Origin of the sequence: Stenotrophomonas sp. CFBP 13725, assembly GCF_014841935.1 — a bacterium.
In the GTDB taxonomy this organism is placed as follows: Bacteria; Pseudomonadota; Gammaproteobacteria; order Xanthomonadales; family Xanthomonadaceae; genus Stenotrophomonas.
Genome location: NZ_JACYUV010000004.1, coordinates 407,336 through 426,568 on the forward strand (window position 1 = coordinate 407,336; position 19,233 = coordinate 426,568).

Consider the following 19,233-nt stretch of genomic DNA (forward strand, 5'->3'; position numbering starts at 1 on the left):
CAGCCGACTGAAGTCGGCTCTACCGGTCGGCTGGCTTCAGGTATTCGATCCGCTGGACGGGGAAGGTAGAGCCGACTTCAGTCGGCTGATTTCAGGTATTCGATCCGCTGGACGCAGCCGACTGAAGTCGGCTCTACCGGTCGGCTGGCTTCAGGTATTCGGTCCGCTGGGCGCAGCCGACTGAAGTCGGCTCTACCGGTCGGCTCTACCGCGTGGCCGCCTTGGCGTACGCGGTCCACAGGTCCGGCAGGGTGTGGCCGGTGTGCGTCTGCCACAGGGCGGGGGTGTAGCGCCCGCTGCGCAGTGCGCCGTCCAGGGCCTTCACCAGTCCGGGGTGGGCGGCTTCGCTCCACTTCAGGAAGGCGCCCGTCACCCGGTAACCGGTCTCGGCGGTCTGTCCTTCCTTCACCGTCAGCGGTAGTGCCCATCCGGCGGCGGCGTTGTCGACCCCGTAGCGGTCACGCGCGTAGTCGGCGATGCCTTCCACCAGCCAGCCCGGGACGCGTGCGTTGGCGTATTCCGGGTAGCCTTGCACGATGTGCATGGCTTCATGGGTGACCAGATCAGTGTCACCCGGATGCTTGGACAGCCAGGCCGGATTGAGGGTGATCGTCGACGCCTTGGCCTTCTCGCCGACGTAGGCGATGCCGTCGTAAGCCGGATCGATGACGATTGCCAACTCGGAGGCGGCGTGCGGATGGAAGTCCGCGCGCTGCGGCAGATACGCCTTGAAGAACGTATCGATGATCCGCGTGCGGACGCCCTCCGGAACAGCGTCGCTGGCGTCCTGATAGTGCAGGGTCACGTCGCCTTGGCGCTGGGTCGCCTCGAATGCGTACGCAGCCCCAGAGGCAAACAGGGCCAACGTAGCCAGACTGAGCGGTAGGGCAGCACGCGCGACGCGGATCACGGCGTGGCTCCCGGTGCCAGCAGTTCCACCTCGGCCAGTTGCAGGCGACCGGGTGCGTTGATGCGCAGCCGGTACTCGGCGTAATGACCGGGTTTGGCGATGCGGAATGGCCGGGTCTGTCGAGCCCAGGCGAAATCTTCCGCCTTGCGCGCGTCCAGCGTGGTCCAGCGGCCGTTCGTGGTACGCGCTTCCAGTGTCCACTCACCACCGCGGATCGCGCCGTCACCGCTGGTCAGCGTATACATCGACGGCACACCCGTTGCCGCACCGGTGAACACCACGGACGCCTTCGCACCCAGCGGAACCGCGGTGCCGGCATCATCATCCAGCAGGGCGTCCAGCGCGCGTCCGTCTTCCAGCGCGGCCTTCGCACCACGTGCCAGCAGGTCGTGCAGCAGGGCAGGGCGGGCACCACGCGGGGTCAGCGAGGGCAGCGCATCGCCCGCGCCGGTTCCCCAGCGTGAGGGCTGCGGGCCCATCTGGAAGTCCAGCGTTGCGCCGGCAGCGATGACATCATGCGGCAGCCAGGTCTTCGTCCATGGTTTGCCGTTGACCTTCAGCGACTGCACGTAGACGTTCTCCGGTGAGTTGTCGGCGGCATTCACCGTCAACACCGCGCCATCCTGCAGCGTCACCTTCGCATGGCGGAACAGCGGCGAGCCGATCGCATACTCCGGCGCACCCATGCGCAACGGATACAGGCCGAGCGAGGCGAACAGGTACCACGCGGAGGTTTCGCCGTTGTCTTCATCGCCCGGATAGCCCTGGCCGATCTCGCTACCCACGTACAAGCGTGCAAGGATCTCGCGCACATGCTTCTGCGTCTTCCACGGCTGCCCGGTGTACAGGTACATCCAGGGGATATGGTGAGAAGGCTGGTTGCTGTGCGCGTACATGCCCATGCGTACATCGCGGGCCTCGGTCATCTCGTGGATGACGCCGCCGTACGAGCCGACCAGGGCGGGATCCGCAGTCTCCGGGGTAGCAAAGAATGCATCCAGCTTCGCTGCAAGGGCTTCGCGTCCACCGTACAACGCAGCCAGTCCTTCGCCATCGTGCGCGGCGGTGAACGCGAACGTCCAGCCGTTGGATTCGGTGTAATCGTGGCCCCAGACGCGGGCATCGTAGTCCTTCGATGGCACGCGCCAGCTGCCATCCTCACGGCGGCCCTGGAAGAAACCTGCGGTGGCATCGAACATCGTCGCGTAGCCTGCCGCGCGGTGGCGGAAATAGTCCGCTTCGGTGGCGAGGCGTTCGCGCTGCGCTGGCGTGCTGGCAGACGTCGCCAGTGCGCTCGCCATGTTGGCGATGCCGAAATCGTTGAGCGCGCCTTCCATGGTCCATGACATGCCTTCGTGCACATCGCTGCTGGCGAAGCCACGGAACGTGGAGCGGTCCATGCCCTTGCGTCCGACATGGCGGTCCGGCGGAACGACGGTCGCGTTCTTCAGCGCCGCGTTATAGGCCTGATCGACGTCGAAACCGCGTACGCCCTTCAGCCAGGCGTCGGCGAAGGCCACGTCGGAACTGGTGCCGACCATCAGGTCGGCATAGCCCGGAGAAGACCAGCGGGCCACCCAGCCGCCAGCGGCATACTGTTCGAGGAACCCCTGCACCAGGTTGCCGGCGTCGTCGGCGCGGAACAGGGCGTAGGCCGGCCACGTGGTGCGGAAGGTATCCCAGAAGCCGTTGTTGACGTACACCCGGCCATCGCGGATGGGCGCGAAGCTGCGCACCGCGCTGCCATCGGTATTGTCTTCCGCAGCGCTGGCCTGGCTGGCGTAACGCCATTCCGGCGACTGCGCACTGCCCACGTTCTCGTGGCCCGAGTTCGGGTACAGGTACAGCCGGTAGAGGTTGGAGTACAGCGTGGTCTTCTGGTCCGCACTGGCATCGCCGATGTCGAAGGCGCCCAGCCGTGCATCCCACAGATCCTGCGCGCGTCCGGCCACGCGCTCGATGTCATCGTCGCTGGCCAGTTCAAGGGCGAGGTTGTGTCGCGCCTGCTCCACCGAGATCAACGACGTGGCGATGCGCATGTGCACGCGCCGCTCGCTGCCCGGATCGAACTTGATGTAGCCGGTGGGACGTCCGGTTTCAATCGCCCCACTGCTGCGCCATGGCCGGTCGAAGCTGGCCACCACATACATCCGCGTGGCGCCGTTGGACAGCCCGCTGCGCACGTCGGTGTAGCCGGTAAGCGTCTGCGTGGCGGCATCCAGCGTCAACCCGCCGCGCGCATCCACATTGTCAAACAACAGATTGGCATCCCCCTCTGCAGGGAACTCGAAGCGGAACAGGGCCGCGTGGTCGGTCGGCGCGATGGACGCGCCGATGCCATTGTCGAAGCGCACGTCATAGCGATGCGGGCGCGCCGTTTCCTGGTCATGGCTGAAGGCCAGCGCGCGCTTGCGGCGGTCTGCCTCCGGCACACCGCGGCTGGCGGACGGCATCACCTGGAACGTCTGGCGGTCACCCATCCACGGGCTGGGCTGATGGCTCAGCGACAGGGCCTGCAGGCGGGGCCGGTTGTCGGTGTCGTTGTGCTCGTTCCAGCGGTACAGCCAGTTGATCACGCCGGCATCGGTGGCCGGCGTCCAGAAGTTGAAGCCGTGCGGTACCGCCGTCGCGGGGATGTTGTTGCCGCGCGAGAACCGGCCGTTCGATTGGGTGCCGCGCGTGGTCAGGACCCAGTCCGAAGGGCGCTGCGGGGCCCGCATGGGCTGCGGCGCCAGCTGCACGTCGTCGATCCAGCCCGACACCGGCGCACCTGCGGCGCTGGCTACTTCCAGCTCCACGGCGACCACGCGGCGTCCCTGCAGGCCGGGCACATCGCCCAACCGCACCGCCTTGCGCGCCCACTGCTGCGGATACAACGTCCTGGAGTCGCCCTGTGCACGCGCGCCCAGCGCCACCCCATGCTGGTCCCGCGCTGCGCTGGCCGATACACGCTGGCCATCGTCCAACAGCAGGTCCAGCGACGCGTAGGTGGAAGACACCGTGTCGCCGTCGACGATCTCCGGCAGCACCAGCCAACTCAGCGTGGTGTCCGCCTCGATCACCTGGTCGGTCTGCAGCAGTACCTGCCGCGCCGCGCCGCCGGGGCTGGCGTAGTGCACTGCGTGCAGCCCGGTGTAGCCCATTCCGGCCTTGGCCGCGTACGGATCGCGGGGGCCCGCGCCGACACGCAGTTGCAGCGGACCGGCTTGGCCGGACACCAGCGATGGCTGGCCGGGCTCGAACGAGGTCAACAACGGGGCAGCGTGAGCCACCGGAACCAGCACAAGGGCCAGTGCAACGAACAGGGGCGCACGGCGCGCACGGTGGGGCACAGACAGGGGCATTGCGTTCTCCTCCCAGAGCAACGCGGACCATCCTGCTACAGGCAAGTTGGCGCTGACAAGTGCATTTGGTTCGATCCAAATCGCTGCGTTGCTGTTTCAAGCGGATGCTGCGGCGCGCCATATGGATCGATCCATGTTTCGATTCGGGGTTGCGGACCGCATGGCAAGCGGGACGGCCTCGCGCCGACGCGGATGCTAGAATCATCGTCCTCGTACTTCCCTTCACGATGCCTGCCATGAGCCATACCGCCACTGCTCCCGCCAACGCTGAAAAGCGTTACACCGTGCACCGCGGCGACCTGCCGCTGAGCTGCCCGACCCCGGAGATGGCGCTGTGGAACTCACATCCGCGCGTCTACCTGCCGATCGAAGACGAGCCCAACGGCGAGGCCAAGTGCGCTTATTGCGGCGCCGTCTTCGTGCTGGCCGACTGAGCGGAAGCGCGCACCGATGCGTCGATTGACCGTGGTGCAGTTGCTGCCGGCGCTGCACTCCGGCGGGGTAGAGCGTTCTACGCTGGAAATCGCCGCCGCGCTGGTCGCCGCCGGCCACCGCGCCGTGGTGGTGTCGGCGGGAGGACGCCTGGTGCAGCCGCTGCTGGACAGCGGCGCCGAACATCTCACCCTGGATATCGGCCGCAAGTCGCTGTTGACGCTGCGGCACATGCCGACCCTGCGGCGGTTGTTCGCCGAGACAGGCGCGGACATCGTCCATGCGCGCTCCAGACTGCCGGCGTGGCTGGGGCTGCATGCGGTGCGCGGCCTGCCCGTGGACCGTCGCCCGCACTGGGTAACGACGGTGCATGGGCTCAACACGCCGGGTCGCTACAGCGCGGTGATGACCACCGGCGAGCGGGTGATCTGTGTATCGGACACCGTACGCCGCTTCGTCCAGCAGCATTACCCCGCGGTGCCGGCCGAACGCCTGCAGGTGATACCGCGCGGTGTGGATACCGCCCAGTTTCCGCGCGTGGCGCGCAACGACCTGCGGCCCCGCCAGGCGCTGGCGAAGGACGTCCCGTGGTTGCTTGAAGAACAGGGCCCCCTGCTGCTGCTGCCGGGACGGGGCACCCGCCTGAAGGGCCACGTCCATGCACTGGCGTTGCTGGCGCGGATCCGCGCGGCCGGCGTGCCTGCACGGTTGTGGATGCTGGGGACCGATGAACCCGGGCGCGAATCGTATCTGAGCGAACTGCGTGCACAGGCCCAGCAGCTGGGCGTGGAGGCGGCGCTGCACATCAGCCCGCCCACCTCGCGCATCGCCCAGGCCTACGCCGCCTGCGATCTGGTCCTGCAGCTGTCGGACAAGCCCGAAGCGTTCGGTCGCACCGTGGTGGAAGCCCTGTCAGTGGGCAGGCCAGTGCTGGGCTGGGACCACGGCGGGGTGGGCGAACTCCTGCGTCAGCTTCAGCCCTCAGGCGCGGTCGCGCTGGGTGACGCGCAGGCATTGAGTGAACGCGCGCTTGCGTTGCTTGCACAGCCCCCGTCGCTGCCGAGCCGCATCCCGTTTACGCTGCAGGCCATGCAACGCGACACGCTCCGACTCTATGCCGACCTCGCCGGTTGACTCCCGCTTTGCCCTGATCGACGACCGCGCCGGTCGCTGGGCCCCGTGGGTGGTGCTGGCGTTCGTGGCCCTGTGGCCGCTGCCCGGCATCGCCGAAGGCGTACTGGCGCTGGGGGCGATCTACGCCGCCACGCGGATGGTGATGCGACGCCTGCGCGGCCAACCGCACCTGCTCAGTACAGCGGCATGGGCCCTGACCAGCATCCTGTTCCTGGGGTACTGGCTGCCGCAGGCAATCTCCGCACCGGATGCCGTGGACCCCGCCGCGGCCTGGACCAAGGCGGCCGCCGGGCTGCGCTATCTCCCCTTCATGTGGCTGGTGGCGATTGCCGTGGCCAGTCCGCAACGACGCGCGCTGACCCTCGGTGGCCTCGCCGTGATCACCGCGGCGTGGACGCTGGATGCGGTGGTGCAGGCAGTGGCCGGTACCAGCCCGTGGTTCTGGTCGCTGGACCAGGTGAAGCAGCTGGTCAGCGGGCACGGCTTGTGCAGCCCGGCGGAAGCGGCCTTGGCCGACCGCCTCAGCGGTGCACTGGGTCCCTGCAATCTGAAGTTCGGCCAGGTGCTGGCCAGTCTGTCCGCCTTCCTTCTGTTGCCGGTCGCTGCGCGTTTCGGGCGTCCCGGCTGGTTGTTGGCCACAGGCGCGGTGGGTATCGTGCTGCTGCTGGCCGGGTCGCGTGCGTCATGGATCACCTTCGGCCTGGTCGCTGTGTACAGCGGCTGGCGCGTGTTGGGCGGACGACAGCTGGTGTTGCTGGGTGCGCTGGGGGCGGTGTTGGCCGCGGGGCTGGCGTACAGCGTGCCGCAGCTGCGCGACCGCGTGGTGCGCACCGCGCAGGCCTGGGAAGGCAACGACGATGGCGTGGAGCAGGCGCTGTCCGGGCGCGGACGGATATGGTCCGCGGCGGGCTGCATGATCCGGGCGCATCCAATCAACGGCGTCGGCGCGCGGGGGTTCCGCGATGCCTATCCCGCCTGTGATCCGCAGGCCGGGACGCAGGGCGTCTGGGGCGAAGGTCCGGCCCTGCACGCCCATCAGATCGTCCTGGAAATCCTTGCCGAAACCGGTGTGATCGGCCTGCTGCTGTGGCTGGCCGCCTTCGCGCAGGCGTGGCGCGCGTGGCGATTTGCCCCACCGCAGGCGCGCGAACGGGCGCGCCCGGCCATGCTGGCCTTGGCGGTTACCGTGTTCCCCTTGAACACCCACCTGGCCTTCCACTCCACGTTCTGGGGCGGCCTGACGGTGCTGCTCGCGGCCCTGTATGCCGGCAGCCTGCTGGCACGGGACGAAGAGGCGCCAAGCGCACGGTAGAGCCGGCGGGCGGGCGGGCGGGGTAGAGCCGACTTCAGTCGGCTGCTCGCGGCTGCGCGGAATGCGCGGAACGCATTGGTTGCGCGGGATGCGCGGAATGCACTGGTAGAGCCGACTTCAGTCGGCTGCATTGGCGGAGACAGCCGACTGAAGTCGGCTCTACCTATGATTGGTAGTAATCGCTGCGGCCGCCCGGCTGGCGCTTGAAGCGCCGGTGGATCCACAGGTACTGGTCGGGTGCTTCGCGCACCATCTGTTCGATGGCCTGGTTGACTCGCGCGGTGTCGGCCTCGACGTCCTGGGTCGGGAAATCTTCCAGCGGCGCGCCCACCTTCAGGTAGTAATCGCCGCCTTCGCGACGGTGGAAGTACGGCACCACGGCGCAGCCGGTCATCCGCGCCAACTGGTGGGTGGCCGTGATGGTGGAGGCGGTATGGCCGAAGAACGGCACGAATACGGTGTCCTTGCCCCGCATGTCCTGGTCCGGTGCGTACCAGAGGAAGCCCCCCTTCTTCAGGTGGCGCACGCTCGCACGGATGTCTTCGTTGGCGAACATCGCGCTGGCGTAGCGCAGGCGGCCGAACTTCACCGCCCACTCGTACACCGGATTGCGGTGCTTGCGGTACATGCCGGCCAGCTCGACGTGGTCGCACAGCAGGCGACCGCACATCTCCAGAGTCATGAAGTGTCCCGACACCAGCAGCACGCCGCGGCCTTCGGCCTTCAGCCGATGCAGGTGTTCAACCCCTTCCACGTGCACGCGCGGGCGGATCGCATCGATGCTGCCCCACCAGGCGCGGGCGAATTCAAAGATGCCCACGCCCAGCGCATCGAAGCTGTCGCGCAGCAGGCGCTGGCGCCACGCCGCATCTTTTTCGGGAAAGCACAGGGCGAGGTTCACTTCGGCCGCGCGCCGACGGCTGCCGGCCAGCCGCCAGGCCACCCAGCCGACGCCGCGGCCCAGCGCACGCTGCAGCAACCACGGCAGCCGCGCGATCGCGAAGGCACCGAACATGGCGGCGAACATGGGCCAGTTGCGCGGTTCGCGCAGCGACGGACGGGGGGCGGTGGTGGCATCAGACATGACCCGCATTCTAGCAAGGCGCTGCGGGCGCGCTGCGTGTCTTTCCGGTAGGGCTCCCGTATCCTTTGGCGATGCGCAAAGACCCCGTCGAATGGATCCTGCGCGGCCTGTACTCGGCCGTGCTCTACCTGCTGCTGCCGATCACCGTGTACCACCTGGTCTGGCGCGGCTTCCGGGTCCGCGAGTACTTCCGGCGCTGGGACGAGCGGTATGCCTCCTATCCCCACTCCAGCTGCCAGCCCCGTGTGTGGCTGCACGCGGTATCGGTCGGGGAAGTCAACGCGGCGGCGCCGCTGGTCAATGCGCTGCGGGCGCTGCGCCCGGACATCCGCTGGGTGATCACCACCATCACGCCGACCGGGTCGGAGCGGGTGCGCTCGCTGTGGGGCGAGGCGGTGGACCACGTCTATCTGCCCTACGACGTGCCGGGCAGCGTGGGCCGCTTCCTCAATCATTTCCAGCCGAGCCTGGCGCTGATCCTGGAGACCGAGCTGTGGCCGAACATGTTGTTCGGCTGCCGCAGCCGCGACATTCCGGTCTACATCCTCAACGCCCGGCTGTCGGCGCGTTCGCTGCGCGGGTACCGGGTACTGGCGGCGTTGATCCGCCGCGCGCTGCGCACGGTCACCTGCGTTGCAGCCCAGTCCGATGACGATGCAGAGCGTTTCATCCAGCTGGGCGCGTCGCCGTCGCAGGTGCAGGCGCTGGGCAACCTGAAGTTCGATATCGCCACGCCCAACGTGCAGGCATTCGTCGAACGCTTCCAGCAGTCCGTTGCCGGTGATCGGCCGGTGTGGATCGCGGCAAGCACGCACGAGGGCGAAGAGCAGGCCGTGATCGAACTGCACAGACAGTTGCGCCTGCAGCATCCCGGGCTGTTGCTGCTTTGGGCCCCGCGCCACCCAGAGCGTTTCGCCCGGGTGGAAACGCTGGCCCGCGACCAGGGCTGGCAGGTGACCACCCGCCGCGCGCAGCAGTGGCCCGGCGGAGGCGACGACGTCTTCGTCATCGACACACTCGGTGAGCTGATGTCTTTCTATGCGTGCGCGCAGGTGGCCTTCGTCGGCGGCAGCCTGCAGGCCATCGGCGGCCACAATCTGCTGGAGCCGGCCGCGATGGGCACAGCGGCGGTGACCGGGCCGCACCTGCACAATTTCGCCGAGATATCGCGGCGCATGCTTGAAGCCGGCGCGCTGCTTGTCGGCAATGACCCGCAGGCGGTGGGTGATCACCTGCATCACCTGTTGGCTGACGCGGCGGCACGTGAAGACATGGCGCAGGCCGGTTGTGCGTTGGTGAGCAATGGACGCGGTGCATTGAAGCGGACGATCGCGTTGGTGGAACCCCACCTGCCGCCAGCACTTGAGTTGTAATCGGCTCGATTACCGCGTTTTTAGGCTTTTTCCGATTTTCTGGTCCACGCGTCCTGCCTAGCTTCGGGAGAGCAGCCACCGGCTGCGTCTCCCGGAGAAGCCGATGTACCTCTCACCCGTGTCGCACGTCCGTATCGGCGTGCTGTCTGCCCTGCTGCTGCCCGCCTCACTGCTGGCGCAGGATCGCAACGACGACGCACACCCCCGATTCCTCGGTCCCTTGGCCAGTGGCGGCCAGCCGGTGCCGAAAGGGATGGTCAACATCGAACCCTATCTGATCAACAGCACATCGTCGTCCCGCTTCGATGCGGACGGTCATCGGCTCGACCGTGATGCGCCCGCGCAGTGGGACCTGGTCGTGCCGATGAACGTGGGCGTCACCGATCGACTGACCCTCGGCACCACCCTCGCTGGCCAGTACGATCAGGGCGCTGATGGACGGCGTGATCTGGTCATTGGCGATACGTCAGTCAAAGCCCAGTACGCGGTGTATGCCAGTACAGGGTGCCACCGCACCGCGTGGGCGGTTACCGCGCAGCGTGGCCTGCCCACCGGGCGCCATGATCGCCTGCAGTACACCGACCGCGCAGGCAGTGGCAGTGGTGCGCAGACCACGGCGCTTTCCGTGCAGGGCCAGGCTTACTTCCTGGACGGCATGCTGCGCGCACGCGCCGTGGCAGGCTGGCGCCTTCCAGGCAGCCGCGCCGGCATCCGCGGGCAGAGCGTATACGGTACTGCCGCCGGATTCAGCGGTTCGGCGCGGCTGGGCAGCACCTTCAGCTCCAGCGTCGCAGCCGAATACAGCGTGCATCCGCGCTGGACCCTGGTGGCCGAGGCCCTGTACGAACAAGATCGTGGCGCGCATGTAAGCGGACGGATGGCCGAGGGTGAAGCGCTGGACAGGCGGGATCCCACCTCATGGCGGCTGTCTGTACTGCCTGCGGTGGAGTACCACTTCAGCGACCAGGTCGGCGTCATCGGGGGCGTCCAGTTGGGCGTTGCCGGGCGCAACGCCAGTGCCATCGTGGCGCCGCAGGTTGCGTTGAACGTCGCGTTCTGACCCCGGCCATGCCGGCCGCGCCGCTGCCATGAAGGTAGCGGCGCGGCGCCCATCAGCCACTCGTGCTTGGACTCCAGAATGCCTGGCGCACGCCAGGCAGCGACTGCAACGCATGCACCATGCCGTCCATGGCATCGGCATCCACGGACGTTGCCGTGAGGACGGCTTCGATCTCCACGTCCTCTTCGCCGAACGCGGTCACCTGCAGATCGGTGACCGGATAGGCGTGCCGCTCAAGCGCGCTTTCCAGCGCTGCCATCAGTTCGCGCTGGCGGTGGCGTCCTACGATCACATGCACGATGTTGGTCACTTCCACCGTGTCCGAATCCAGTGGACGGCGGTTGATCGCGTTGACGATCGGCCGCAGCAGGGTGTTCGCGGCGAGCACGAATACCGTTCCCAGCACGGCCTCTGCCAGCATGCCGGTGCCTGCGGCCACGCCGATCGCGGCCGACCCCCATAACGTGGCGGCGGTATTGATGCCGCGGATGTTGCCTCCCTCGCGCATGATCACGCCGGCCCCCAGGAAGCCCACGCCCGATACGACATAGGCCACCACCTGCAGCGGGTTCGGCGTACCGCCGTAATGTGCGTGGAAACGCATCGCGATGTCGACGAACAGCGCCGCACCGACGGCAACCAGCACGTTGGTGCGCAGGCCGGCAGTCCGTTGCCGGTACTGCCGCTCCAGGCCCACCAGGCCCCCCAGCAGGAAGGCCAAGGACAGGCTGGTGACGGTATCCAGCGTGGCGGTAACGTCCAGGTGCTGCAACAGGCGCATCAGCCCGCCGCCCCGGTCAGCTGGTCACCGAGGAACGCCCACGCAAAGCCGAAGTAGACGAACACGCCGATCAGGTCCATGACCGAGGTGATCAGCGGCGAGGACAGCGTCGCCGGATCGGTGCCCAAGCGCCGCGCGAGGAACGGCAGCAGTGCGCCGATGACGCCGCCGAGTGCGGTGCAGACCAGCATGCTCAGGCCCACCACCAGCAGTACGTCCGTGCCCACGCCCTTGCTGAAGTACGCCAGCACGGCTTCCAGCAGGGCGATGGTGATGCCGAGCATGGCCGCCACCGGCAGTTCACGGCGGATCACGAACCCCACGTGGCGCCAGTTCAATCCCAGCTCACCCAGCGCCATGCCGCGGATCACCAGCGTGGCGGATTGGCTGCCGGTATTGCCGCCCATGTCGACAATGGGGGCGATGAAGGCGGCCAGCACGATGGCCTGGCTCAGCAGTTCCTCCTGGGCGGCGACGAAGGTGCTGGTGATGATGCCGAAGAAGGTCAGCACGGCCAGCCAGAACACGCGCACGCTGAACATCCTGCGCAGGGGGGTGGTCATCACATCCAGGTCGCCCCCCTTGCCGGTGGACGTGCCACCAAAGCGTGCGAGCTGATTGGCATCCTGTTGCTTGTCGATGTCCATCGCATCGTCCACGGTCACGATGCCGATCATGCGGTCCTTGTCATCCAGCACGGGTACCGCGAGCAGGTCATAACGGCGGATCAGGTCAGCGGCCTGCACGCGTGGCCACGCCGCACGCACGAACACCGCATCCGGCCGCAGCAGCTCGGCCACGCGGGTGTCGGCCTTCGCCACCACCAGGTCGCGCAGGGACACCGTCCCCTGCAGGTGCCGCTGGGCATCGAGCACGTACAGCACATACACCGTTTCGCTGTCCGGCGCCGTCGCGCGGATATGGTCCAGTGCTGCGCTGACGGTCATGCTGCTGCCGATGGCCACGAAATCCGATGTCGTCGCGGAGCCGACGGCGGATTCCGGGTAGGCGGACAATGCCAGGACGTCATCGCGCTCGATCTCATCCAGGCCGTCCAACAGCCCGGATTTCCCCGGGGCATCCAGCCGGTTGAACAGGTCGGCGCGGTCGTCGGCTGGCATCTGCGCGAACAGCTCCGACAGCGCCTTGGCCGGCAGCACGGCAACCAGCGCATCCTGCCGTTCGGCGTCGAAGTGCGAGAACAGCATCGCGCGCTGTGGCGTCTCCAGAAGCTGCAGCAAGGTCGAAGCAGGGCGGACGCCGATCGCCTGCAGGGCATCGGCGAGATCGGACGGGTGGCAGATGCGGACCAGTTTGGCGAAGCCCGCGCGATCGGGGGCGTGGGCGAAACGGCGGACGGCGAACATCATCTCTTCGCGGTTCATGGGAAGTCTCCTGGACAGGGTGCGATAGGCAGGTAGCCGCGAACAGCGGCGTTGATGGGGAAGGGTTATCGGCTCAGTGGCAGGTTCAGACCCACCGTGAGCCACGAATCAGAAGCCGCGCCGTGCGGGTAGCCGACGAGCAGATCCAGCGAGGCGTCGTTGCGTAGGAGGCGGCGCACGCCGAGCTGGCTGCTGCGTTGGCGAGCGGCATCGCGGTACTGCTCGGCCAGCACGGACCAGCGGGGTGCGATCCGGATTTCAGTGCCGGCACCGAAGGTCAGCCCGCGTTCGGTGCGTGATCGCACCCAGCCCGTGTTGGCATGGATCAACACGTCGCCTTGCCGATCCACCGCGATACTCAACGGGACATTGACTGCCCACCCGCGGGCCCCACCGTGGCGGAGGTCACCCCCGGTCTGGAGGGCACCGGCCAACTGGATCCGGTCAGCGTGCCAACCGCGCAGCGTGCGCTTGGCACCAATGGCCCACGGGGTATCACCGCTACCGCGCAGATGGCTCAGCGCGAAGGACCACTCCGTGCCTGCCACGGTGCACGCCGGCACGGCGGTGCGTTCGCTATGGCCGGTGCTGTTGCGGATCCAGCTTTCCAGTTGGCAGCTGGATTCGGGCGTGGTGCCGGCGTCGTCCACCAGCAGGCTGGCCGCAGCGAGCGAGGGGCCGCTGACGGTGAGGGTCGCCCACAGCGGGGCAAGGCGAAGAGAGGTGAAGCGCATGGTCGTACTCCGGAAAACAAAACGGATACGCCAGCGGCTCCCACTTGGGCCGAAGGTAAAGAATGCGATGTTCGAAGATCAGGCCGTCGGCAAGGGACGGCGCAGGGCCTCGTCCTGGCGGACGCGACCTGCCTGGCAGTGTCGGATCCGCTCAGTAAAAGCAGAATCTACTGTGACTGTCCAAGCAGGGGCCCCCGGGGCGATGAAGTGCGCGCATGGTGGACAGGCGGGCACGCGGAGGTCAAGCGGAATCCCTGCAAAGCGCGCATATCCGTGCGATGCGGCACGAATCTGCGTAATGGCAGGCCACTGCCACCTGTCGCGAGGCGTCATATACGACATGGCAGCGCGATGCTGTCTGCGCTGTGGGATGCCGTCGATAGCGGTGACGTTCGGTTTAGTGCCTTTCGATAGAGTTCGTATTTTCATATTCCAACTTTCCCCATGTCCGCCCGGCGCCTCGCGCTCTAGCGTCGTCAGCGCAGGCAAAAACGCCTGATTTGGAGAGAGGAACACCATGCACGAACGAACCACCCGGCAGCACGTGTCACGCGCCTGCCTGCTGCTGTTGGGCAGCGTCATGACGACGCCTGCCGCTTTCGCCGAATCGTCGCCCCGTTTCGCCGGTCCTCTGCTGAGTCCTGCGCCCCCGCTGCCGGTGGGCATGCTCAACATCGAGCCGTACCTGATCAACAGCCAGTTGCGCGGTGTGTATGACGGGCAAGGCGATCGACACGATGCGAGTGGCCCCGACGGGTGGTACCTGGCCGTGCCGGTGCAGTACGGCCTGCATGAGCGGGTCACCGTCGCCGCGAGTTTCAACGCGTCGTACAACCGCGATGGCGATCACTCGCGTGCGTTCGACATCGGCGATACGACCTTGTCGGCGTTGATCGGGCTGTACAAAGGCGACGGCCCGAACCGCCCGACGCTGACCCTCGCGGTGCGCCAGAGCATCGCCACCGGCCATCACGACCGCCTGGAAGAGCGCCCCATTTCGGTGGCCAGTGGTACCGGCGTGGGGGCCACCAGTTTCGGTCTGCACGGCCAGGCGTATTTCGTCGATGGCCATCTGCGCCTGCGCGCCAGCACGTTGTGGCGCACGCCCGGTGCCAACGCCGGTGTGCGCGGGCAGAGCGCCTTCGGCACCCCGAGCGGTTTCGATGGGCGGGTGCGGATGGGTGCGGCGATGACCAGCCTGCTGGCCGCCGAGTACAGCCTGTCACGCACCTGGGTGCTGGCGGGCGAACTGCTGCACGAGCGTGAGAGTGAGAGCAGTCTGCATGGCACGCAGCCGGCAGCCGCGGGGCGCGAGGAATTCCATCGGCGTGACCCGTCGAGCTGGCGCTTCTCGGTCGTGCCGGCGGTGCAGTACCACTGGAACGACAATGTCGCCCTGGTGGCCGGCGCGCAGGTGTCGCTTGCCGGACGCAACAGCAGTGCGGTGGTCGTGCCGCAGGTCGCGGTGAACATGGTCTGGTGATGGGCTGACGGCCCGCGGCCGTCATGACGAAAAAAGCCACCCGCATGCGGGTGGCTTTCCTGTGTTCACACCGCAGCGGTGATCAGTTGCCGACGGTGGTGCTCGGGTTGCCGGCATCGACGGTCAGCAGGCGATTGATCTCCTGCAGTTCGGCGATGTCCAGGCCACCCACGGCCTGGCTCAACAGCAGGCGGTTCTGCAGGAACGTATAACGCGCGTTCGCGTAGTCCAGCTGCGCGGAGAACAGGATGCGCTGGTTCTGGATGACGTCCAGCACGGTGCGCGTACCCACTTCCAGGCCGACCTGCGAGGCGTCGTACGCGCTCTGCGCGGACACCACGGCAAGACGCCGCGCTTCCACTTCGCTGATGCCGGCCACCAGGGTCTGGTAGGCATTGCGCGTGTTGCGGTCCAGCGCGCGCTTCTGCTGCTCGTAGCCGTCCTGGGCGATGTCACGCTGGGCCAGCGCCTGGCGCACCGCGGACTGCGTGGCGCCGCCGGAGAAGATCGGTACGTTCAAGGTCAGGCCAACACTGTTGGTGCGCGTGTCCGGACTCAGGCCACCCGAACCGACGCTGTCACCCCACGTTGCGCCCTGGCCCACGCTGGCGCCCAGCGCGAGCGTCGGCAGGTGGCCGGCACGTGCGGACTGCACGCTGGCTTCGGAGGCACTGACCTGCAGTTCCTGCGCCTTCAGCGCCGGATTCTGCGCGACGGCGCTCTGTACCAGCTGGTCGACGTTGCCGCGGTTGGCCGGCACTTCCGGACGGAAGTCTTCCGGCAGGCCGCGCAGGTTGGTCACCGGCTGGCCGGTCAGTTCGGTCAACGCCTGGTAGGCATCGGCCAGGGTGTTCTGCGAGACGATGGTGTTGGCACGTGCCTGGTCGTACTGGGCGCGCGCTTCATGCACGTCGGTGATCGGCGCCAGGCCGACTTCCAGACGCTTGTCGGCGAAGTCGAACTGCTTCTTGGCCGCTTCTTCGTTGGTCTTGGCCGCGTTCAGCGATTCGATCGCCACCAGCACGTTGAAGTAGGCGGCCGAGGTGCGGACGATCAGGTTGTCGTTGGCCGAATCCAGGGTGAAATCAGCCGCCTTGCTCAGCTCGCGCTGCGCACGCAGCGTGCTGAACTGGCTCCAGTTGAACAGGGTCTGGCTGCCATCGATGGTGTAGGTGCGGCGACGGCTTTCGAAGGTGCCGGTGTTGTTGCCCCGGTCTTCGGTACGCGAGCGGTTCAACGAGGCGACGCCGTTGATCTGCGGCAGCAGGGCGGCGCGTGCCTGCACGGCGCCTTCCTTGTCGAACAACCGGGTGGACTCGGCAGCCGAGAGCTGCGGATCGCCATTGCGGGCCATTTCGTAGACCTGCAGCAGGTCGGCGGCATGGGCGGACAACGGCAGCAGGACGGTGGCCAGCGCAATAGCGAGGGTTCGGCGGATCATTGCGGCTTCCTTGGACTCAGAGGTGGAACTGGGGGGCCGGCGCGGCACCGCGCAGGTAATCGATATCGGTTTCGTACAGCGATTCGGTGCTGCCATCGGCGTTGACCAGGATCGCTTCCATCACCGGCGAACGGCCGTGGATGATGTACAGGCGACCACCGGGACGCAGCCACGAGGCGAACTGTGACGGCACCTTGTCCACTGCGCCAGTGACACAGATCACATCGAAGCGGCGCTCGGTCTGCCACGCCAGGGCGTCGGCCACTTCCACGCGCACATTGGTGCCCAGCCCGGTGCTGTCCAGTCGCGCACGCGCGGTGGCAGCCAGCTCCGGGTCGATCTCCAGGCTCAGTACGTCGCGCGCGAGCGCGCCGAGGCAGGCCGAGAGGTAGCCGCTGCCGGTGCCGATTTCCAGCACTTCGTCGCCCGGCTGCAGATCCAGCGCCTGCAGCGTGCGGCCTTCCACCACCGGCTTCATCATCTTCTGCCCGCCGTCGAGCGGCAGCTCGATGTCCGCATAAGCCAGCGCGCGGTGCGCTTCAGCCACGAAGGCTTCGCGCGGCAGGCGGGCCAGGACGTCGAGCACCTTGATGTCCAGCACGTCCCAGGGACGGATCTGCTGTTCCACCATCAGTTCACGGGCGTGTGCGTAGTCAATCGTCATGAGGTTCCAATCCAGCGCAGTGGGCCGGCCATTTTACCGGTGCCGGAGGCCGTCGGCGCGCCCAGAGCATGTATTCAGGGCGGCCGGGGACGCAGTGCCGGAAGTCATCGCGACCTCCGGCTTGTTCAGGTTGTACGGATCAGCCACCGCCGGGTGCCGCGGCCACGGGGCGCGGCGCGTAGGCACGCAGGAAGAAGTCCACGCTGGCCGCAACATGGGTGCGGGCATCGCAGGCCGCCAGCGCCGGCATCAGGCCGCACATCAGGTGCGTATGCAGCTCACCTTTGACCAGCGTCATCAACTGCAGCGCGGCCGTGGGGAAGTCGTCGATCTCCAGCTCACCGCCCGTCGCGCGGGCACGCAGGAACTCGGCCAGCGCATCCGTGGTGCGCTTCGGGCCCGCCTGCCAGAACATTTCGCGCAGCCGGTCGTCGGTCTCCGGCGCCATCATCACCCGTTGAACGGACACCGCCGCATCGGAGGTGACCATGTCGAAGAAGGCGTGGGCGATCCCCAGCAACTGGTCGCGCAGGGGGCCTTCGGCGTCTGCCACGAACAGGGTATCGGGCAACATCTCGATGCACTTGGACTTCACCGCTTCGGTGAAAAGGGCTTCTTTGTCGCCGAAATGGCTGTAGACGGTGAGCTTGGAGACACCGGCCTGGGCGGCGATCGTATCCATGCTGACACCGGTGTAGCCCTGCTCGACGAACAGCGCCTTGGCGGCATCAAGGATCGCGGCGCGCTTGCCCAGGTCCTTGGGACGACCGGGACCGGCCGTCTTGCCAGCAGGTTTCGCGGCACGCTTGGGGGAGAAGGGACACATCATCACGCTAATACTAGACCAATCGGTTCGATATTTATACTATACCGCCGGGTTTACTAATCGCCCGGCGCCCCGCACCGCGTGGCCGCCACCACTTTGAACGCGTTATCAGGACGACTATCGATGAAGATCGTGCGCTGGATGGGACTTGCCTTGGGTGTGGCTGTGCTCGCTGCCTGCTCGGGCAACAAGGAGGAGGTGGTGGCTGCCGTCCCGGTGCTCGTCGTGCATCCTGGCGTGGTGACCGGTCAGGGCGGCACCGTGTTCCCCGGTGAAGTCCGCGCGCGGCAGGAAAGCGCGCTGTCGTTCCGGGTGGGCGGCAACCTGGTCAAACGCGACGTCGATGCCGGCCAACGCGTCAGCAAAGGCCAGGTCCTGGCCGAGCTCGATGTGGCCGACTTCGCCCTGCAGGCGCGTGCGTCGCAGGCCCAGCTGGCCGCCGCCCAGGCCGACCTGGTGCGCGCACGCGACGACCATCGGCGCTATGAGGCACTGGCCGCGCAGCAGCTGGTCAGCCGCTCCGAACTGGACCAGCAGTCCGCTGCGTTGAAAGCGGCGCAGGGCCAGGCGGATGCGGCGCGGGCCAATCTGGATGTGCTGCGCAACCAGGCCGGCTATGCGCAGTTGCGCGCGCCGACGGACGGGGTGATTGCCAGCCGCGAGGCCGAAGCCGGGCAGGTCGTGACGGCCGGGCAGACCATCTTCAACCTGGCCGCCGATGGGGGGCGCGAGGTATTGATCGATCTGCCGGAAGCCACGCTGCGTGACTTTGCCGTGGGCCAGGCCGTGCAGGTGGACCTGTGGAACCGTGCCGGGGCGATGTTGCCGGGCACCATCCGCGAGATCGCCGCCGCCGCTGATCCGCAGTCGCGCACCTATGCCACGCGCGTCAGCCTGGCGGCGGATGCGCTGGCCGACGTGAGCCTGGGGCAGAGCGCGCGCGTGCATGTGGCGCCTTCGGGCTCCGGTGCCGGCGCCCTGCAGCTGCCGCTGGCCGCGCTGCAGCGCGGTGCCGACGGCCGTGCCAGCGTGTGGGTGGTGGATCCCGACACCGCCACCTTGAAGGCGGTGAGCGTGACCACCGGTGCCTACGGCAGCGACAGCGTGCCCGTGTCGAGCGGAATCACCGCGCAGGACTGGGTGGTTGCCGCCGGTGGCCATCTGCTGCGCGCCGGACAACCGGTGGTGGCCGTGGACCGGCAGAACCAGCCGGTCCTGAAGCCGGCCGTCCGCGGTCCTGCCCCTGCGCCGAAGGGCAAGGAGTAAGCCC

General features: G+C 67.4%; 16 protein-coding genes. 7 read left to right on the top strand and 9 right to left on the bottom strand.

The window, feature by feature from the left end; all coding sequences use genetic code 11:
• Positions 1-205 precede the first annotated feature (205 nt).
• Both IFT65_RS09875 and IFT65_RS09880 read right to left on the bottom strand, forming a co-directional pair.
• Positions 206-865, bottom strand: a complete 660-nt coding sequence (locus IFT65_RS09875) for a basic secretory family protein (protein WP_249405129.1) — start codon at positions 863-865, stop codon at positions 206-208.
• A 41-nt stretch (positions 866-906) separates the two neighbouring features.
• Entirely contained in the window at positions 907-4,254 is a 3,348-nt protein-coding gene (locus tag IFT65_RS09880) for a GH92 family glycosyl hydrolase (RefSeq protein ID WP_192081296.1), read from the bottom strand.
• 236 nt (positions 4,255-4,490) lie between these two features.
• Here IFT65_RS09880 and IFT65_RS09885 point away from each other — a divergent pair, with 236 nt between their 5' ends.
• From IFT65_RS09885 to IFT65_RS09895, 3 genes are read left to right on the top strand one after another with little or no spacing between them, the layout of a single operon-like run.
• Complete coding sequence (locus tag IFT65_RS09885) at positions 4,491-4,688, top strand: zinc-finger domain-containing protein (protein ID WP_042614687.1); 198 nt, start codon at positions 4,491-4,493, stop codon at positions 4,686-4,688.
• Between the two features lie 16 nt (positions 4,689-4,704).
• Positions 4,705-5,820, top strand: a complete 1,116-nt coding sequence (locus tag IFT65_RS09890; protein ID WP_192081297.1) for a glycosyltransferase — start codon at positions 4,705-4,707, stop codon at positions 5,818-5,820.
• Positions 5,801-7,132, top strand: a complete 1,332-nt coding sequence (locus IFT65_RS09895) for an O-antigen ligase (RefSeq protein WP_192081298.1) — start codon at positions 5,801-5,803, stop codon at positions 7,130-7,132. The genes IFT65_RS09890 and IFT65_RS09895 overlap by 20 nt, the downstream gene beginning before the upstream one ends.
• Positions 7,133-7,295: 163 nt before the next feature.
• On the opposite strand, the gene IFT65_RS09900 is transcribed toward IFT65_RS09895, so the two are convergent.
• Positions 7,296-8,216, bottom strand: a complete 921-nt coding sequence (locus IFT65_RS09900) for an LpxL/LpxP family Kdo(2)-lipid IV(A) lauroyl/palmitoleoyl acyltransferase (RefSeq protein ID WP_192081299.1) — start codon at positions 8,214-8,216, stop codon at positions 7,296-7,298.
• A 71-nt stretch (positions 8,217-8,287) separates the two neighbouring features.
• On the opposite strand from IFT65_RS09900, the gene waaA reads away from it, so the two are divergent.
• A complete protein-coding gene (gene waaA, locus IFT65_RS09905) occupies positions 8,288-9,589 on the top strand; it encodes a lipid IV(A) 3-deoxy-D-manno-octulosonic acid transferase (protein WP_192081300.1) in 1,302 nt (433 codons plus the stop codon).
• A gap of 103 nt (positions 9,590-9,692) precedes the next feature.
• Positions 9,693-10,649 carry a hypothetical protein gene (locus tag IFT65_RS09910; RefSeq protein WP_192081301.1) on the top strand — a complete coding sequence of 319 codons (957 nt, stop codon included), beginning with the start codon at positions 9,693-9,695 and terminating at the stop codon, positions 10,647-10,649.
• Between the two features lie 52 nt (positions 10,650-10,701).
• On the opposite strand, the gene IFT65_RS09915 is transcribed toward IFT65_RS09910, so the two are convergent.
• The 3 genes from IFT65_RS09915 to IFT65_RS09925 form a co-directional block, all read right to left on the bottom strand.
• On the bottom strand, positions 10,702-11,430 hold the full coding sequence (locus IFT65_RS09915) for an MgtC/SapB family protein (RefSeq protein ID WP_192081302.1): 729 nt from the start codon (positions 11,428-11,430) through the stop codon (positions 10,702-10,704).
• Positions 11,430-12,815 carry a magnesium transporter gene (gene mgtE, locus IFT65_RS09920; protein WP_192081303.1) on the bottom strand — a complete coding sequence of 462 codons (1,386 nt, stop codon included), beginning with the start codon at positions 12,813-12,815 and terminating at the stop codon, positions 11,430-11,432. Before mgtE ends, IFT65_RS09915 begins: the two co-directional genes overlap by 1 nt.
• Positions 12,816-12,880: 65 nt before the next feature.
• Positions 12,881-13,549, bottom strand: coding sequence for a hypothetical protein (locus tag IFT65_RS09925; RefSeq protein WP_192081304.1), 669 nt, complete (start codon positions 13,547-13,549; stop codon positions 12,881-12,883).
• A gap of 517 nt (positions 13,550-14,066) precedes the next feature.
• On the opposite strand from IFT65_RS09925, the gene IFT65_RS09930 reads away from it, so the two are divergent.
• Complete coding sequence (locus IFT65_RS09930; protein ID WP_192081305.1) at positions 14,067-15,032, top strand: hypothetical protein; 966 nt, start codon at positions 14,067-14,069, stop codon at positions 15,030-15,032.
• Between the two features lie 82 nt (positions 15,033-15,114).
• On the opposite strand, the gene IFT65_RS09935 is transcribed toward IFT65_RS09930, so the two are convergent.
• The 3 genes from IFT65_RS09935 to IFT65_RS09945 all read right to left on the bottom strand — a co-directional run bounded on the left by IFT65_RS09935 (position 15,115) and on the right by IFT65_RS09945 (position 17,966).
• Positions 15,115-16,473 carry a TolC family outer membrane protein gene (locus IFT65_RS09935; RefSeq protein WP_192081306.1) on the bottom strand — a complete coding sequence of 453 codons (1,359 nt, stop codon included), beginning with the start codon at positions 16,471-16,473 and terminating at the stop codon, positions 15,115-15,117.
• 16 nt (positions 16,474-16,489) lie between these two features.
• Entirely contained in the window at positions 16,490-17,137 is a 648-nt protein-coding gene (locus IFT65_RS09940; protein WP_188326235.1) for a protein-L-isoaspartate O-methyltransferase, read from the bottom strand.
• Positions 17,138-17,276: 139 nt separating this feature from the next.
• Complete coding sequence (locus IFT65_RS09945) at positions 17,277-17,966, bottom strand: TetR/AcrR family transcriptional regulator (protein ID WP_192081307.1); 690 nt, start codon at positions 17,964-17,966, stop codon at positions 17,277-17,279.
• Between the two features lie 120 nt (positions 17,967-18,086).
• On the opposite strand from IFT65_RS09945, the gene IFT65_RS09950 reads away from it, so the two are divergent.
• Complete coding sequence (locus IFT65_RS09950) at positions 18,087-19,229, top strand: efflux RND transporter periplasmic adaptor subunit (protein WP_192081308.1); 1,143 nt, start codon at positions 18,087-18,089, stop codon at positions 19,227-19,229.
• The last annotated feature ends 4 nt before the right edge of the window (positions 19,230-19,233 follow it).

Bases quoted from the DNA above. Each gene is read 5' to 3' on its own strand.
- waaA (WP_192081300.1), top strand. From the start codon at position 8,288: ATGCGCAAAGACCCCGTCGAATGGATCCTGCGCGGCCTGTACTCGGCC.
- IFT65_RS09950 (WP_192081308.1), top strand. From the start codon at position 18,087: ATGAAGATCGTGCGCTGGATGGGACTTGCCTTGGGTGTGGCTGTGCTC.
- IFT65_RS09915 (WP_192081302.1), bottom strand. From the start codon at position 11,430: ATGCGCCTGTTGCAGCACCTGGACGTTACCGCCACGCTGGATACCGTC.
- IFT65_RS09925 (WP_192081304.1), bottom strand. From the start codon at position 13,549: ATGCGCTTCACCTCTCTTCGCCTTGCCCCGCTGTGGGCGACCCTCACC.
- IFT65_RS09900 (WP_192081299.1), bottom strand. From the start codon at position 8,216: ATGTCTGATGCCACCACCGCCCCCCGTCCGTCGCTGCGCGAACCGCGC.
- IFT65_RS09895 (WP_192081298.1), top strand. From the start codon at position 5,801: ATGCCGACCTCGCCGGTTGACTCCCGCTTTGCCCTGATCGACGACCGC.
- IFT65_RS09890 (WP_192081297.1), top strand. From the start codon at position 4,705: ATGCGTCGATTGACCGTGGTGCAGTTGCTGCCGGCGCTGCACTCCGGC.
- mgtE (WP_192081303.1), bottom strand. From the start codon at position 12,815: ATGAACCGCGAAGAGATGATGTTCGCCGTCCGCCGTTTCGCCCACGCC.
- IFT65_RS09940 (WP_188326235.1), bottom strand. From the start codon at position 17,137: ATGACGATTGACTACGCACACGCCCGTGAACTGATGGTGGAACAGCAG.
- IFT65_RS09935 (WP_192081306.1), bottom strand. From the start codon at position 16,473: ATGATCCGCCGAACCCTCGCTATTGCGCTGGCCACCGTCCTGCTGCCG.
- IFT65_RS09930 (WP_192081305.1), top strand. From the start codon at position 14,067: ATGCACGAACGAACCACCCGGCAGCACGTGTCACGCGCCTGCCTGCTG.
- IFT65_RS09910 (WP_192081301.1), top strand. From the start codon at position 9,693: ATGTACCTCTCACCCGTGTCGCACGTCCGTATCGGCGTGCTGTCTGCC.
- IFT65_RS09885 (WP_042614687.1), top strand. From the start codon at position 4,491: ATGAGCCATACCGCCACTGCTCCCGCCAACGCTGAAAAGCGTTACACC.
- IFT65_RS09880 (WP_192081296.1), bottom strand. From the start codon at position 4,254: ATGCCCCTGTCTGTGCCCCACCGTGCGCGCCGTGCGCCCCTGTTCGTT.
- IFT65_RS09945 (WP_192081307.1), bottom strand. From the start codon at position 17,966: ATGATGTGTCCCTTCTCCCCCAAGCGTGCCGCGAAACCTGCTGGCAAG.